At 71.4% G+C, this 15,457-nt stretch carries 14 protein-coding genes; 9 read left to right on the top strand and 5 right to left on the bottom strand.

Annotation, left to right across the window (positions count from 1 at the left end):
- Window positions 1-17: 17 nt before the first annotated feature.
- Window positions 18-1,145 (bottom strand): acyl-CoA dehydrogenase family protein, encoded by a 1,128-nt coding sequence (locus BS83_RS27000; protein WP_037606094.1) that lies wholly within the window; start codon window positions 1,143-1,145, stop codon window positions 18-20.
- 216 nt (window positions 1,146-1,361) lie between these two features.
- Entirely contained in the window at window positions 1,362-2,534 is a 1,173-nt protein-coding gene (locus BS83_RS26995) for a low temperature requirement protein A (protein ID WP_037606093.1), read from the bottom strand.
- 389 nt (window positions 2,535-2,923) lie between these two features.
- On the opposite strand from BS83_RS26995, the gene BS83_RS26990 reads away from it, so the two are divergent.
- Window positions 2,924-3,499, top strand: coding sequence for a Uma2 family endonuclease (locus BS83_RS26990; protein WP_084714131.1), 576 nt, complete (start codon window positions 2,924-2,926; stop codon window positions 3,497-3,499).
- Window positions 3,500-3,510: 11 nt separating this feature from the next.
- Window positions 3,511-3,711, top strand: coding sequence for a helix-turn-helix domain-containing protein (locus tag BS83_RS26985; protein WP_198035307.1), 201 nt, complete (start codon window positions 3,511-3,513; stop codon window positions 3,709-3,711).
- Between the two features lie 52 nt (window positions 3,712-3,763).
- On the opposite strand, the gene BS83_RS26980 is transcribed toward BS83_RS26985, so the two are convergent.
- Window positions 3,764-4,507, bottom strand: a complete 744-nt coding sequence (locus tag BS83_RS26980) for an SDR family oxidoreductase (RefSeq protein ID WP_037606090.1) — start codon at window positions 4,505-4,507, stop codon at window positions 3,764-3,766.
- A gap of 237 nt (window positions 4,508-4,744) precedes the next feature.
- On the opposite strand from BS83_RS26980, the gene BS83_RS26975 reads away from it, so the two are divergent.
- Both BS83_RS26975 and BS83_RS26970 read left to right on the top strand, forming a co-directional pair.
- Window positions 4,745-5,476 (top strand): TetR/AcrR family transcriptional regulator, encoded by a 732-nt coding sequence (locus BS83_RS26975; protein WP_051944049.1) that lies wholly within the window; start codon window positions 4,745-4,747, stop codon window positions 5,474-5,476.
- Window positions 5,477-5,555: 79 nt separating this feature from the next.
- The gene (locus tag BS83_RS26970) at window positions 5,556-6,113 is read left to right on the top strand and encodes a GNAT family N-acetyltransferase (RefSeq protein ID WP_063774237.1); all 558 of its coding nucleotides are present in this window, start codon (window positions 5,556-5,558) and stop codon (window positions 6,111-6,113) included.
- A 74-nt stretch (window positions 6,114-6,187) separates the two neighbouring features.
- On the opposite strand, the gene BS83_RS26965 is transcribed toward BS83_RS26970, so the two are convergent.
- Window positions 6,188-7,516: a glycoside hydrolase family 6 protein gene (locus tag BS83_RS26965; protein ID WP_037609932.1), complete on the bottom strand. Its 1,329-nt coding sequence runs from the start codon at window positions 7,514-7,516 to the stop codon at window positions 6,188-6,190.
- A gap of 160 nt (window positions 7,517-7,676) precedes the next feature.
- Between BS83_RS26965 and BS83_RS26960 the strand changes: the two genes are divergently transcribed.
- The 3 genes from BS83_RS26960 to BS83_RS26950 all read left to right on the top strand — a co-directional run bounded on the left by BS83_RS26960 (window position 7,677) and on the right by BS83_RS26950 (window position 11,038).
- Entirely contained in the window at window positions 7,677-8,693 is a 1,017-nt protein-coding gene (locus BS83_RS26960; RefSeq protein ID WP_037606089.1) for a LacI family DNA-binding transcriptional regulator, read from the top strand.
- Window positions 8,694-8,798: 105 nt separating this feature from the next.
- The gene (locus BS83_RS26955) at window positions 8,799-9,500 is read left to right on the top strand and encodes an LppX_LprAFG lipoprotein (RefSeq protein ID WP_084714128.1); all 702 of its coding nucleotides are present in this window, start codon (window positions 8,799-8,801) and stop codon (window positions 9,498-9,500) included.
- Window positions 9,497-11,038, top strand: a complete 1,542-nt coding sequence (locus tag BS83_RS26950) for an MFS transporter (RefSeq protein WP_084714126.1) — start codon at window positions 9,497-9,499, stop codon at window positions 11,036-11,038. Before BS83_RS26955 ends, BS83_RS26950 begins: the two co-directional genes overlap by 4 nt.
- Window positions 11,039-11,105: 67 nt before the next feature.
- On the opposite strand, the gene BS83_RS26945 is transcribed toward BS83_RS26950, so the two are convergent.
- Window positions 11,106-11,849, bottom strand: coding sequence for a dienelactone hydrolase family protein (locus BS83_RS26945; protein WP_037609929.1), 744 nt, complete (start codon window positions 11,847-11,849; stop codon window positions 11,106-11,108).
- A gap of 449 nt (window positions 11,850-12,298) precedes the next feature.
- Between BS83_RS26945 and BS83_RS26940 the strand changes: the two genes are divergently transcribed.
- Both BS83_RS26940 and BS83_RS26935 read left to right on the top strand, forming a co-directional pair.
- Window positions 12,299-12,601, top strand: a complete 303-nt coding sequence (locus tag BS83_RS26940) for a hypothetical protein (protein WP_037606088.1) — start codon at window positions 12,299-12,301, stop codon at window positions 12,599-12,601.
- A gap of 687 nt (window positions 12,602-13,288) precedes the next feature.
- Entirely contained in the window at window positions 13,289-15,451 is a 2,163-nt protein-coding gene (locus BS83_RS26935) for an ATP-binding SpoIIE family protein phosphatase (protein WP_037606087.1), read from the top strand.
- The last annotated feature ends 6 nt before the right edge of the window (window positions 15,452-15,457 follow it).

The following is a 15,457-nucleotide window of genomic DNA, read 5'->3' as shown; positions in this document are numbered from 1 at the left end:
GAGTGCCGGCCGCGCCGTCAGCGGAAAGCCGGCACCGTGGCAGGAAGGCCCATCAGCACCGCGCCCGCTGCGTCGTACATCATCGGACCGAGGAAGGCGTGCGACTGTGGCACGAGGGCATCGCCGAGCAGTTCCTGCAGGGGGTGGCCGGTGAAGATCGGCGCGGTGCCGGACAGGCCGACCACCTTCGTGACCACCTCGGCGGAAGTGCGGGCGAGATGGGCCGCCGAGAGCCGCAGGTGGGCGTTGAGGTCGTCCCGCACGGCCGCTCCGTCGGCCACGCTGTCCCACGCCTCCTCCGCGGCCTCGAAGAAGTAGGCGCGCGCGGATCGCAGCATCGCCTCGGCCTCGGCGACGCCCGCGCGGTAGTACGCCCGGTCGGCGAGCCGGGGCGCCGCGGTGATCCCGACACGCCCGGCACCGGTCTCCTCGGCGAAGTCGAGCGCGGCCCGGGCGACGCCGGCGGAGACGACGGACAGCGCCTGGGCCGCGTAGGCGATCGGGGGGTAGCGGTAGACCGGCTCGTCGATGGTCGGCGCGCCGCCCCTGATGAAGGTGCGCCGCTCCAGCACCGGCACCTCGTCGAGGACCAGGTCGAAGGAGCCCGTCGCCCTCATACCGATGACGTCCCAGTCCTCCACGATCGTGACGTCCGCGGGCCGCACCACTGCCCCCCGCGGCTTGCCGTCCGTCGAGTCGTCGCCGGGGATGCCGACACAGAGCACCTCGGCGGCCTTGCAGCCGCTGCCGAACTTCCACCGTCCGCTGACGGAGAAGCCGTCCGCCGTCCGGCGGGCCTCCTGCACGGGATGGAGCGCACCGGCGAAGACGACGTCCGGGCCGTCGGCGTAGATCTCCTCGAGCGACTCCAGCGGCAGCGACCCGAGGTAGGTGGTCTGGCAGCCGAAGGCGGCAACCCAGCCGGCCGATCCGTCGACCGTGGAGATCCTCTCGACCAAGCGCAGGAAGTCGGCTGGCCGCATCGGGTCGCCACCGAAGCGCCGCGGTGTCGCCGCCCGGTAGACGCCGATCTCCTTCAGCCGGGCGACGAAGTCGGCCGACACGAACCGCTGCTCGTGGAACTCGGCTCGGCGCCGCCGCAGCTCGTCGAGGACGTCGTCGAGGGTGGTCCTGGTTCGGGTCATCGGTGCGCTCCCCCGGTGGTAGGCAGTTCTTCGACCATAGAAGGCGAGCGACGGCGACGAGATCGCCACTCCGCGAAAGGGGAGCAAACTCCGGGTCGGCGTGGTCGAGGCGGGCGTGACGGTGAGCCCGGCTCGGCGTCCATCGAGCGCCGGGCCTGACGCGGTGCCATCGACCCTGGAACGACTGGCGTCTGTACCGCACCAGGGAGTCCGTCATCAGGGCGCAACCAACGCTCGCCTGGCCTTGGCCCTGCGCAGCTTGACCAGCTCGGTCAAGCCCAACACCAGACCGGCCGCGACGGCTACCGCCGCCCAGGCCGGCCAGAGCAGGGCGGCGGGCAGCAGGACGCCGAGGACCAGCGGGAGGCAGGGCAGGTACCAGCCCAGCACGGTCCGCACCTGGTCGCCGAAGCGCAGCGAGATCGCGGCGTTGGCGCTGTAGAAGGCGAGCACGCCACCGCACAGCCCCCAGCACGCGCCGGTCGGGAGCACATGCCCCGGTGCGGCGACGGCCGTGCCCAGCGCCGCGGCGAGCGCGGTGATACCGGTGACCAGGAGGAACGGCAGGTACATCACGCTGTCGCGGATCGCCTCCAGCGCGCCCCCGAGCTGGGCCTGGGACAGGCCGCGGGCCGCGGCGGCGGTGCCCCACACGAAGAACACCGCGCCGAGCTGGGCGACCACCAGGAAGCCCAACAAAGCGGCCAGGGCCGACGCCTCGGTGAAGTGCCCGGTCAGGGACACCACGATGGTGAAGACGCTCTCGCCGAGCACGATCACCACGAAGCCGCCGATCCGCTCGACCATGTGCTCGATGGAGAGCAGGCTGTGCACCAGGCTGCGCTCAGGCTCGCCCCGGATCACCAGCAGCACCACCTCCAGGGCGATCGCCACACCCCACAGCACGAACCGCTCCGGGGCGGGCAGTGCGGCCGAAGCGGCCCACAGCCCGGCCGTGACCAGCCCGTACACCACCGGCCGCCACAGCGGCACGGCCACCGCGCCACTGCGCACGCGGCCCCACCACAGCAGGAAGTACGCCAGCCGCACCCAGGCCGCACCGAGCGCGTACGCCCACGCCCGGCTGCCCAGCCCGGCCGGTCCGGCAGCCGCCATCAATCCGAGACCGGGCATCGCGCCGACGAGCATCGCCTGGATTCGGGCCCCCGCCGAGCCGAACATGTTCACAGTCAGCATCAGATTGACCCAGGCCCACCAGGCCGGGAAGAACAGCACCAGGAACGTGCCGAAGGCGCCGGGCCCGGGGTCGCCGTGCAGTCCTGTGGCCAGCACACTCACGATCACCACGAAAACCAGGTCGAAGAACAGCTCGAACCAGCCGGCCCGCTGCTCCTCCCCGGCCACCTCGGACCCGGACGTGGCGCTCACCCGCGCTGGACAGTCACCCGGCCGTCGCCGGTCTGCGGGCCGGCCACAAGCGTCAAGCCATAGCCGTCGACGCTTGCAGGATGACCACCGAGTGCCCGTCGGCCGGGTGTCGTGTCGGAACGGTCGTCCATGACGGTCTCCGCTCTCGTGGAGGAGCCCCAGCAGGGTGAGGCCGCTTTGCTCCCACTATGGATCACGCGGCTCGGACCGACGTCCGCCCGGGAACTGACACGCTGTCGGGTCACACCCGTGGTCGCGGAGACCGGGCCGGACTCACGACAGAAGACCCGGCGGGGTCGGTGCGCTGGACCGACGCCCGAGACGCCCGCGAACCTGGCTCGGCGGCGGGTTCATCCGAATATGACGTATAAGTCATCTACGGTTTGGGCGTGGAGACGACGGAGCAGATCTACCGGCACCTGCGAGACCTGCGGGACCACCTCGCTGCCGAGACGGGGCGCTTCGGGGAGATCAGTGACGGCGAGATCGTCATGATGATGCGCCCGGTGCCGCAGCACGGCCTCGTGGCGAAACGGATCGTCCGCCAGCTCGACGCCCAGCCGCCGGCTCCGCTGGCGGCGTTCGAGAGCACCGATACCGACGACGAGCACCTGGGCAAGCTCCGGATCCCCGACATCGTGGTCGTCGCCGAAGAGGCGATGAACACCACCAGCCCGCTCGACCCTAGGGAGATCTCCCTGGCCGTGGAGATCGTGTCAGGGTCCAATCCGGACAACGACTACGTGAAGAAGGTCGCCGACTACGCAGCCATGGGCATTCCCGATTACCTCATCGTCGACCCGCGTAACGGCACCGCCCGCCACCTCTGGCAGATCGTCGCCAAGAACGGGCGGCGGGTCTACGACAACCAGGTCACCTACGCCTTCGGTGACACGATCCCCATCGGGCAGCTCCGCATCGACACCTCGGATCTACCGTTGTACGACGACGCGGGTCCGTTGTGAACGTCGGTCGCTTGATCCGCAGGCGTCGCGAGGAGCTGAACTGGTCCCAGCCGCAGCTCGCCGAGGCAGCAGGAACGGCGCAGTCCGTCGTTTCCAGGATCGAATCCGGGCGTCTGAATCCGACCATGGACATGGTGGCGCGTCTCGCGGAGGCGATGGACTCGGAGCTGCGGCTCACCATCGAGTCCCCGCTGACAGGTCCCGGTCGGTGAGGCGGACGGGGACGACCCTGCGGCCGGCCTGCCCTGCCCCTTGCCTCGCGACTCAGTGGAGCCCGCCGTTGACCCTGATCGTCTGCCCGTTCACCCAGTGCCCCGCGGGGCTGGTGAGGAAGGCGACCGCCTGGGCGATGTCGGAGGGCGTACCGAGTCGTTCCAGGGGCGCCGCCTTGGTGAAGAACTCGATCTGCTCCTTCGTCTTGCCCTCAAGGAACATCGCCGTGCCGGTCGGGCCGGGGGCGATCGCGTTGACGTTGATCTCACGGCCGCGCAGTTCGTGGGCGAGGATGAAGGTCATCGCCTCCACCGCTCCCTTGCTCCCGGCGTAGCCGGTGTAGTTCGGCAGGGCGCGCCCGATGACTGAGGAGGAGAAGTTGACGAGCGAGCCGCCGGGACGCAGCCGGCGTGCGGCCTGCTGGCCCACGAGGTAGGTACCGCGGACGTTGATCCGCAGCATCTCGTCGAGTTCCTTGAGGTCGAAGTCTGCCAGCGGCGCCAGGGTCATGCGGGCGGCCGCGTGGACGACCGCGTCGATACCGCCGAATGCTTCCTCGGCTGCGTCGAACAGGGCCGCGACCGCGCTCTCGTCGCCCACGTCGGCGCTCACCGCCAGGGCCTCGCCCCCGCGTGCCGTGACCGCGGCGACGGCGTCACCCGCCTCGGCCGCATTGGTGGCGTAGCCGACGACGACAGCGAACCCGTCCTCGGCGAGCCGTTCCACGCAGCCCCGGCCGATGCCGCGTGACCCTCCGGTCACGACGGCGACCTTGCGCTGGGTGTGCGTTGTCATCGGTGTTCTCCTTCGTCGGTGTGGATCGGGCCGTCCGGTGGTGGAGCAGCCGCGTCGTTCCGCTGAGTCGGCCCAACCTGCAAGCACTTTCTGTACTGGAGTACATCCGAGTGTATTCGCCCCGTGGCTTCCCATGCCAGGTTTGCGCACAGCTCTCTCCATTCGATGGACTCTAGTACACTCACTAGAGTATGACTGGCAACAGTCCGGTCGAATCGAGAGCGATGGGGGAGGCGCATGAGTGGCGAGCGCGATGCACCGGCGCCGCGGGAGCAACGCAAGATCGACACCCGCGAACGTCTGCTGAGGGTGGCGACCGAACTCTTCGTCGCACGGGGATTCGAGGAGACGACCTACGACGACATCGCCCGAGCCGCGGCCGTCGCCCGTCAAACGGTCTTCAATCACTTCCCGCGCAAGGAGGACTTCATCCACGCCTGGAGCGTCCTCCGCCGCGAGGAGATCGCCCAGGCGCTCACCGACCGGGCCTTCCTGGAGCAGCCCGCGACCGCGCGGTTGGTCCTGATCATGCGGGTGATGGCGGACTCCTACGAACGATCGCCGGCAGCCGGCCGGGTCTACACCCTGGCCTGGGTGAAATGGGGCGGACCGGTTCTGGAGGAGCGGGCGCTGGCAAGCCAGTTCGCCCTCGTCATCGAGGAGGGACAGCGGTCCGGCGAGATCCGCGACGATGTCGGCGCGCAGACAGCGGGGGAGTTGATCCGTGCCGCCTACTTCGACGCGCTGTGGCGCTGGGCCGCGCCCGACCGACCCGCCGATGCCCCGTCCCTCTTCGCCGACCTGGTCGTCCGGTTGGAACTGATCCTGACCGGCATCTGCGCCATGCCCGACCGCGAGGGGCTCAAGCGCTCCATGCGGCTGGTGCAGGCGGTCGAGACCGCCGCCACCCACGAAGGCCAAGGAAAGACCCCGTCGGATGCGGCGGAGCAGGTAACCGACGACCGGTGAACCGACCGCACCCGGTCTCGCGCCTGCCGGTTCCGACAGGCGCTGCGCACCGTACTCGCAGCCGGAGAAGGAGACTGCCGTGACCGACACCGATGACCGCGTTCTGATCCGGCGCGCCGACCCGGCAGACGTCGGCCGCCTGGTCGAGCTCCGTGCACTGATGATGACGGAGATGGGTGAGGACGTCGACGCCGATCCCAGCTGGCGAGGTGACGCCGCCGCCTGGTTCGCCCGCCGCATGGAGCAGACGGACACCTTCGCCGCGTTCGTCGCCGCACTGCCTGCCCACGGGGTGGTCAGCTGTGCCGTCGGCACCGTCGACGACCACGCCCCGAGCCCCCGCAACCGCAGCGGCCGGCGCGGCGAGATCGCCAACGTCGTCACGTCACCGGACTTCCGCGGCCGCGGACTCGCCCGTGCGTGCATGGGGGCTCTGCTGGACTGGTTCGCCGAAGAGACGGCCGCGACGACGGTGCGCCTGGCCGCCACCTCCGGCGGCGAGGCGCTCTACCGCGGCCTCGGCTTCACCGAGCCGCGCGATCTCATCCTCCAGACCCGTGTCACCCGCGCGGGCCAGGCCGGCACCGTGGCACGGCCTGTTCCGCATGATCAGGCGAACAACTGGTCCGCGCCCTGACGCCCGCCGATCAGGACACCGGGTGCGGCGCCCCGGGACGGGACGCCGCGGCAGGTGCGTGCGCGTCCCTCGGCTCAGCCCAGCCTCGGCGACGCGAGGCGCGCCAACTGGAGCGCCTGCGCGGGGAACCACGCTCCCGCCGCCGGGTCCACCTGACCCCACAGGGGGTCGAACTGCGCCTGTGAAGCCGCGTCGGTCGGCCATCCCGGCAGGGAGTAAGCGCCGTAGTCCCAGGCTCGCACGCCGCCCAGGGCGTCGCACCCGCCGTCCGACTCGCCCGGGGTCTTCACCCACAGGTCGGCGTCGAGCAAGGGCACCCCGGTGTTCGCCGTCGGACGGACGCCGAGGCCCGCGTCGGTCGGATTGCACCAATTGCCCTGCATCAGCGTGGCCACGGTGGCCGCGCTCTGGTTGTACGGTGCGGCGCCGTACTGGGCCATGGTGTTGACCGGTTGACCGTTGCGGCTGGTGTCGACCACGTAGTGGGTGGTGGGCACCGCGCCTCCCAGGTTCTGGTCGTACCAGGCCGAGGTCCGGCCCCATGTGCTGAAGTCGTCGACGGTGGCCGGATAGTACTGGCTGGCACAGTACTCGGGGTGACCGAAGGCCCAGTGCGAGCTGTCGCTGGTCATGGCGATGCAGTCGGAGATCCACGATCCGTAGTCCTGCGACTCGGCGTTGGTGCGGAAGTTCGAGACGTTCAGGAAGAAGCCCTGGGTCCCCAGGACGCCGGCGGAGAGCAGCCGCCGAGTGATGGTGCCGACGGCCTGCCAGTGCGGGTTGGTGCCGTCCAGGTAGACGCGGGCGTTCGGGTCCTTCTCCAGGGCAGCGGCCGCGTACCCGACTTCGGCGGTGCGCTCGTCATCGGAGTGGGGGTAGGCGCTGACCGGGAGATTGCAGTCGGAGGGCTCGTTGCCCAGGGCGTCCGGCTCGACCAGGAGCACGGCGTGAGCCCTGCCGACGGCCGATGCCACCGCGTCGATCCAGCCCTCGTACGCCGCCTGGTCGGCGGCCCCGCCAGCGGAGTACTCGGAGCAGTCGCGTCCGGGGATGTCGTAGACGACGAACACCGGCTCGGCCTGCTCCGCCGCCGCCTCGGCCAGGGTGGTCCGCACCTGATTGCCCACCTGTGCGGGTGTCCCGCCGGTGAGCCACACGGCAGACGGGACGGCCTCCATCCCGGCCAGCAGCTCGGCGTCCTTGAGGTCGCCGGACTTCACCAGCCCCGTGATCTGCTGTACCGCGCCGGCGACAGGTGGCGGCACGAAGAACCGGGTGCCAGGAGTCAGCGCGCGGGACGTGGGGGAGGCCGAGGCCGTGCCCGGTGCGAGCAGCGACAGGCCGACGCCGAGGACCAGTGCTGTGGCGGCGGCCAACGGCCCCCGGTGGCTGCGAGGTTGCAAGGTGACTCCTTCGTGGGTGAAGGCGAGCAAGTGGAAGCGCTTCCAGAACTGGATTCCCTTCAGAACCCGTGCGAAATAGTGGGTCCATGCCCGTTGTGTGTCAACAAGTTGAACACCGAAGTGGAAGCGCTTCCAGTTCTTCTGCCGCCGCGGGTAGCATCTGGCCGTGACCACACCGCAGAAGCGCCGTCCCACGCTCGACGAGGTCGCGCGCGTTGCCGGCGTCTCCCGCGCGGCCGCCTCCCGCGCGATCAACAGCAGCGGTAACGTCAGTCGAGCCACCCGCGAGGCGGTGGCGCGCGCCGTGCGAGAACTGGACTACGTCCCCAACCCCACCGCGCGGGCACTGGCCACCCAGCAGGCGGGCGCGGTGGTCCTCGCCGTCTCGCACCACGACCCCGAGCTGTTCGCCGATCCCTTCTTCGCCCAGATCATCGTCGGCGTCAGCGCTGCCCTGGAACGTACCGACCTGGTGCTGATGCTGGTGCTGGCCGACTCGGTCCACGGCCGCTCCCGACTCGAACGCATCCTTCGCTCCCGTCGCGCGGACGGCCTGATGCTGCTCGCCCTGCACGGAGACGACCCACTGGACCGCCTCGCGGGCAAGCTCGACATTCCCGTCGTCTACGGCGGCCGCCCACTCGACGGTGAGCCCCGGTGGTACGCCGATGCCGACAACCGCGGCGGCGCGAGGCTCGCGGCCGAGCACCTGATCGCCCGGGGCCGCCGTCGCCTCGCCACCGTCACAGGCATGCTCGACACGGACGTCGCCGTCCAGCGCCTGCACGGCTACCGCGAGGCACTGGCGGTGGCCGGGCTGGACGCCTCGCGGACCGCCGAGGCCGACTTCACCGAGCCCGGCGGCCATGCCGCCACGCAACGGCTGCTCGAACTCCATCCCGAGCTCGACGCCATCTTCGCCGCGAACGACAACATGGCCGCGGGCGCGCTGCGCGCACTGCGCGAAGCAGGCCGCAGCGTGCCTGCGGACGTGTCGGTGGTGGGCTTCGACGATGCGCCGGTCGCCCGACTGACCACACCGCAGCTGACAACGGTTCAGCAGCCGGTACGGCAGCTGGGCCGGGAGATGGCGCGCATGCTCCTGGCCCTGATCGAGGGCGAGGAGCCCACCCCGCTCATCCTGCCGACCCGCCTGGTGCTCCGGGAAAGCTCCTGACCTGTCGGCTGCGATCCGGCACCGCGGGTGATGTCCCGTCAGTTCACGTGCTCCAGTGCTGCGCAACCACTGCCGCTGACCGCGCACCGCCTCTAGCATCCGACTATGCGAACCCCCAGGACCCTGGCGGCCGTCATGGTCGTCCTCGCGCTCCCGCTCGCCGCCTGCTCCAGCGGTGGCGGCGGCAGCACGGAGACAAGCAACCTTCCGGCGGCGGGGCAACTGCTGAGCAGTGGCGCGACGGCGATGACCGCGGTGCGGTCGTTGCGGTTCTCGATCGATGCGAGCGGCCAGATCGCGGGTCTGGCGCTGCGCAGCGCCACCGGGCAGCTGACCCGGGCCGGGAACGCGCAGGGCCACGCGTCCGTGTCGGAGAGCGGCACGCTGGTGGAGATCGACTTCGTCATCGTCGGCTCCACCGCCTACATCAAGGGTGCGACGGGCGGCTACAGCAAGGTCCCGCTCGCGGTCGCCGCCTCGCTCTACGACCCCGAGGCGATCCTGGACCCCGACAAGGGCGTCGTGAAGCTGCTCCGGACGGCGACCGCCGCCCGGACCGTGGATCGGGAGACGTTGGACGGGCAGGCGGTCTACCACGTGAAGGCACTGCTGGCGCAGTCGGTGCTGGCCACGCTGGTGCCCGGAGACTCGCAGAGCGAGCAGGGAGACCTGTGGCTCACGGTCTCCTCGTCGCAGCTCGTGAAGGTCTCCTTCCCGGTGCAGACCGCGTCGGGGGGCAGCGGCTCGGTGACGGCCTCGTTCTCCGACTTCGACGCACCGGCCGCGATCACCGCCCCGTCGTCGTGACGGTCGTCGACGACGCCGGAACGGCGGCGCCCGCCCGGCGGCACGCCGTCCTCGGCGTCACCGGCGTGGTCACCCTGCTCGGTTCGCTGGATGCGTACGTCATCGTCACCCTGCTGAACCCGATCACCGACGAGCTCGGCATCCCGCTCAACCATCTGGAGCGGGCCACGGCGATCGTCACGGCGTACCTGCTCGGCTACGTCGCCGCCATGCCGCTGCTGGGACAGACCGCGGACCGGTTCGGGCCGCGGCGCGTGCTGCAGTGCTGCCTCGTCGTCTTCGCGGTCGGCTCGGCGCTCACCGCGAGCGCCCACAGCCTGCCCCTGCTGGTCGCGGGGCGGCTGGTGCAGGGCGCGGCCGCGGGTGGGCTGCTGCCGGTCTCGCTCGCGCTGACCGCGCGCCTGTTCCACGGCCGGGCCAGACCTGTGGCGCTCGGCTCCGTGGGCGCCGCACAGGAGCTCGGGAGCGTGCTGGGCCCGCTGTACGGGGCCGGCGTTGCGGCGCTGACGGGCTGGCGCGGGGTGTTCTGGGTCAACGTCCCGCTCGTGCTGGCCGCGGCGGCGGTGACCCGGTTCACCGTGCCCGCTTCCACCGTGCCCGCGGAGGCGGCGCCCGAGTCGGGCGATCACGCCGGGAAGCCGCGTACGGACCTGGTCGGCGGCCTGCTGCTGGCGGCGGCGCTCGCGCTGCTGGTGGCGGCCTTGGACAACCAGGACCCGCAGCGGTCGGTACTCCCGAGCTGGGGCCCGCCCATGCTGCTCGGCAGTGCGGTGGCGCTGGCGGTCTTTGTGCTGTGGGAGCGCCGCAGCCAGGTCCGCCTGCTCGACACCGGGCGGATCCGGCGGCGCCCTTTCGCCGCGGCGACGGCGATCAGCTTCTGCGCCGGGGTGGCGCTGCTGGTCACCCTGGTGGACGGGGAGTTGGTGGCGCAGTCGCTTCTGGGCGAGAGCTCGGTGGGGGGCGCGCTGCTGCTGATGTGGTTCCTGACGGCTCTGCCGGCGGGCGCCGTCCTCGGCGGGTTGGCCGGGCGCCGACTGGGGCACTCGGTCGTCGCCGGGGTCGGGATGACGGTGGCGGCCGGCGGCTACGCCCTGATCGCGGCCTGGCCCCTGGCGGCGCTGACCGCCCACCTCGGCCCGCTGCCGATGGTGCAGACCGATCTCGTGATCGTGGGCCTGGGCCTGGGCCTGGTGATCGCTCCGACGGCGGGGGCGGTGCTGGACGCGACGGACCCGGCGCAGCACACCACGGCCTCGGCCTCGGTGGTCATCGCCCGGACCGTCGGGATGCTGGTCGGCGTGGCCGCGCTGTCGGCGTGGGGGCTGCACCGCTTCCGGACGCTGACGGCCCATCTGAACATGCCCATTCCGGGCACGGCCGGCTTCGCGCAGGCCTGGCCGACCTACCAGCACGCGCTGCACATGGCGCTGCACACCGAGTACAGCGACATCTTCCGCGCGACGGCCGTCGTCTGCGCGCTCGGCGCGGTGTGCGCGCTGGGACTCGCCGGCCCGTCGTCCGACGAGCCGGTGCGGTGACCCGCCGGCGCTGTGCCCGCGCGCCGTCGATCCAGAGACGAGTACGTGCGAGTGTTCGTCCTAGCGTTCAGGACCGGGTCGCCGCCGTCAGCTTCTCCTCGAGGAAGCCGAGCACCCGCTCCACGCCCTCGGGCTGCAGATGCTCGGTGAGGGTCGAGTGCTGCCGCCCCGGGAACTCCACGGCGATGAACCCGTCGCCCAGTTCCCTGCGAAGGCTGTCGAAACGCGTGCCGACTGCCGGGTCGCGGTCGTAGCGGAGGCCGAGTACCTGGCATCCGGCGGAGACCTTGTCCTTCACCGCGGTGAGGTCGGCCGGACTGAGGCCGAGGTCGGCCGCGCGGGCACGGCCGAGAGGAGCGGGCGACGCGGGCTGGGCCAGCACCGGCGCCGCGATCGGCGCATCGGCGAGCATCGCGAGCGCGAAGCCGCCGGTGAAGCACATCCCGACGGCCCCGACGCCGGGTCCGCCGAGCTCGTCGTGCAGCGTCCGGGCGAGGGACCTCAGCCATGGCGCGGCTCCCGTCGTCCGCCCGAGCGCGAACAGGCTGAACTCCTTGCTGACGCAGATGCCGGCGATGCTGCGCAGCGACTCCCCGACACTCGCCGGGCCCCCGGGGCGGCCGAAGAGCGACGGCAGCACCACGGTGAACCCTCGGGCCACCACCTTCTCGGCGAACCCGACGACCCCGGGCGTGATCCCAGGAATCTCATGGACGACGATCACGCCGGGCCCGCTGCCCTGACGGTACGTCGGACGAGTGATGCCGTCGGCCGTGTGACTGCCTTCCGTCCAAGAGTCAAGCAAGCCCATGGCCATGACGATACGCCCGCAGTGGCGTCGACCTGAAGCACCCGGGCGGGGTACGCACGCCCGGGGGGCGATGCCGGAGGTCAGACTGCTGCGCGAGCCGGAAAGCACCAGGCCCTTCAAGCGAGAGGCTTCCTGCACGGTGTCGCTGCAGTCCGTGGGAGGGCGGAGCGCCATGGGGGAGGAGCGTCGCTCCTGGCAACCGTTCGTCTCGCTTCGAAGCTCGTCTCCAGCCCTTTGCACGCCGGCTCCTCGCGGGTCGGAGCTTTCGCTGACTCAGTCGGCCGAACGGCGGAAGGACGGCGGGGGTCGATCGAACGGAGTCGGTCCGGCCGCGCTCGCCGGGCACCGGGAACCGGGAACCGACGCGAGTGACAATGCGAGTGATCGCCCCGTGGCACGTCAGCGATGCTGTCGCTGCGGCGCCGGCCCTTGTTCGGAAACCGGAGGGCTTGCCATGTCACTTGTTCCTGGTCTGGCAGGCGGAGACCACGGACGCACGGTCCGCCGCGCACCGCTTCACCGAGAAGCTCCCGCGGCTGACCGCCGCCCAGCGTGATGAAGTGATCCGCGTCTGCACCGCCGACCGTCTGGACGCCTCCCGGAACTCCATCCGCCACCTGGCCGAACGAAGCCGCGCCATGCAGCGGGAGTACGTCGCCCGCTACGGGACGCTGCGAGCCCGCCTCCTGGGCTGGTCACTGGCGGCGACGGTGGGCGCCGTGCTCGTCCAGCACCTTCTCCTCGGCCCGTGAAGCCGCCCCACCGGCCCGCCCCAGCGCTTCGGCCATGACGGTTCAGCCCCGGCGGTTCCAGCGGCTCCACTGAGGCTCGACCAGAGCCCATTCCTCCTCCCATGACCGGTCCACACGCCCGTTTCATCGCATGCCGGGCACAGGCGTAGGCGCTGGCCAGGAGGGTGGCGGAGCCGGCGTAGATCGCCACCGCGTACGCCGCGGCGTTACCCGCGCTCTCCCCGGCCGCGGTCGGAGCCGCCTGCGGGACGTTGTTCCGGTCGACCCAGATCACCACAGGGTCGCCCGCCTGCGTCGCGGCCGGGACCGACGCCTGCGCGGCATGACTGCCGGTGGCGTCGGTCCGGTCGACCGTCGCCACCGTCACGTTCACGCCGCCCTGGAAAGCCGGGGTGGCGGCCACGGCGGTGATCCGGTGCAGCGTCTGTGCGTACCGGACTGCGGAGGCACGGGTGCGCCGGGGGCCGTAGGCGGGCGGTCCCACTGGCCAGACCCACGTCGCGGCCGCTGGTCAGGACGGGATCTGGTGGCTACCTGTTCACTGTTCGCGTGCGCAGCACGATTCTCCGGTGTGGGCAAGCCGCTTCCCGTGTTATTGAATGAGATGTGCGTTCAGGCATTCCGTGGCCCGTCGCACGGCTCGGAACACGGTCCCGGCTCTGCGCCGGGGATTGCTGAGGGAGCCGTATGGACTCCACACCCTCTCCCTCGTCCTCGTCGCCGTTCGACCTGGTCAGCAGCGCCCTGGAGCGCAGCCTCCCACGCGGCGGAGCGGGAGCGGCCGCCGGTCCTGCCCAGGCGCAGGGTGACCGCGCCACACGCGAAGGTCTGCCCGGCAACTCGGCGGACGGCCGTCACGACCAGATTCTCGGCGCGGTCAGTCTGGACGGGGATCTGAGTATCACCCGCTGCAATCTGGACGCCCCCGTGTTCGCGGGTGTGGACGCCGGGGTCGGGAGTCCCTTCGTCGATCTCCTGCCCCGTGGGGACGTACCGACCGTCACGCGGCGGTTGCGCCAGGTACTGGAGACCGGTGAAGCGCACGTCGCGCGCATCCAGCGCCTGCGCCGAGGCGACGGGTCGGAGCTGGTGGTCTCGATGAGTATCCTGCCCGCCGCGGAGCCCCGGGAGGGTCTGACGGTCTCCCTGATCGCCATGGCCACGAGGCTGCACCTGTACGCGGCCGAGACCGCCATCGGCACCTCGCTGGACATCGGCGAGACCGCGCAGTCACTGGCGCAGTCCCTGCTGGCCTGGGGAGACGTGGCCGCTGTCGACCTCGACTATGCCGTGTGGACGGGCGAGGGAATCACCGGGCAGGGGGAGGGGCACATCCGGCTGCGGCGGGCGGCCCTGGTGCCTGATCGGGCGTGGCCCGAGGGTTATGCGACTCCGGGCGACGAGCTTCCCAACGACGCGAGCCGCCTGCTGGCGCAGGCGGTCCGGCGGGACGACGCGCCGCAGGCCATCGTCGTACCCGACCGGGAGGCGCTCGAGCAGGTGTTCGGCAGTCCGCGAGTGATGCGCGCCCTGGTGCCCGCCGACCGGTCCGCCGGTGTGGCGTGCATACCGCTGGTCCTGGACGGCGCGCCGCCGGTCGTACTGGGCGTGGCGGAGGTCTGGCGGCGGGCGGATCGTCCCTTCCGCGACAGCGAGCTGCTCGACCTGCAGGAACTGGTGGCGAGGACGGCCCACCATGTCGACCTGGCCCGCCAGCACCAGCGCGAGCACACGCAGGTGCTGGCGCTGCAACGGCGACTGCTGCCCCGCACGGGCGGTGACACCATCGAGATCGCCAGCGTCTACCAGCCGGCCACCCCCGACAGCGCGGGCGTCGGCGGCGACTGGGTGAACAGCTTCCCGCTGCCGGACGGCCGTAACGCGCTGGTGGTCGGTGACGTCGTCGGGCACGGTCTGGGAGCCGCGGCGGCCATGGGCCAGCTGAGCATGGAGGCCCGCGCGCTGCTGTCCGCGGGGCTGGCGCCCGACGAGGTGCTGGAGCGCCTGGACGAGACGGTGACACTGTTGGACGACGCGGAGTCTGGGCTGGCGGCCGGATACAGCGCCCTGGGATCAACCTGCTGCATCGCCCTCTACGACCCGGTCAGCCACCAGGTGGCGGTGTCCAGCGCCGGCCACCTCCCGCCCGTCCTGCTCTCCCCGGACGGGCGCGCGAGCCCGCTTCCGGTCCTCCCGCACCCCGGCCTCGGAGCCGAGTTCGCACTGCGGGAGCCGTTCGGCGTGCACACGTTCGACACGCCCCCCGGCTCGCTGCTCGCGCTCTACACGGACGGCCTGGTGGAGGACCCGGCCATGTCGATCGACGAGGGCATCGGCAGGCTGGCGGACATCGTGTCCACGATCCACCCCTGGGAGCCCCTGCAACAGGCGGCCCGGCGCGTCGTCTCCGCGCTGGCGCCCGCGCGCCAGCGCGACGACGTGACGTTGCTGCTCGCACGGATGATCGGCTACCGCAAGGGGGACACCGCGACCTGGCGGCTACCTGCCCGCGACGACACCCCCGCCCGTGCCCGCGCGCAGGTCTGCGCACTGCTGCGGCAGTGGGGCACCGCGGACGACACGCGGGACAACGCGCTGCTGCTGGTCAGCGAGCTGGTCACGAACGCGGTGCGATTCGCCGCCGGTCCCATCACGGTACGGGTGAGCAGGGCCGGTCACGGCCTGCTGTACGAGGTGGGCGACACCGGCAACGGCAGGCCGCGTCTCGGTCGCGGCGGCCTCCTCGACGAGGGCGGCCGTGGCCTGCACGTCGTGCACAAGCTCACCACCCGGTGGGGGGTGCGATGGACGGAGACCGGCAAGGTGGTCTGGGCGGAAGCCGCGAAGTGACCTGGT

The sequence above is a fragment of the Streptacidiphilus rugosus AM-16 genome (genome assembly GCF_000744655.1).
Taxonomy (GTDB): domain Bacteria; phylum Actinomycetota; class Actinomycetes; order Streptomycetales; family Streptomycetaceae; genus Streptacidiphilus; species Streptacidiphilus rugosus.
This window is presented reverse-complemented; position numbering and strand designations above follow the sequence as displayed.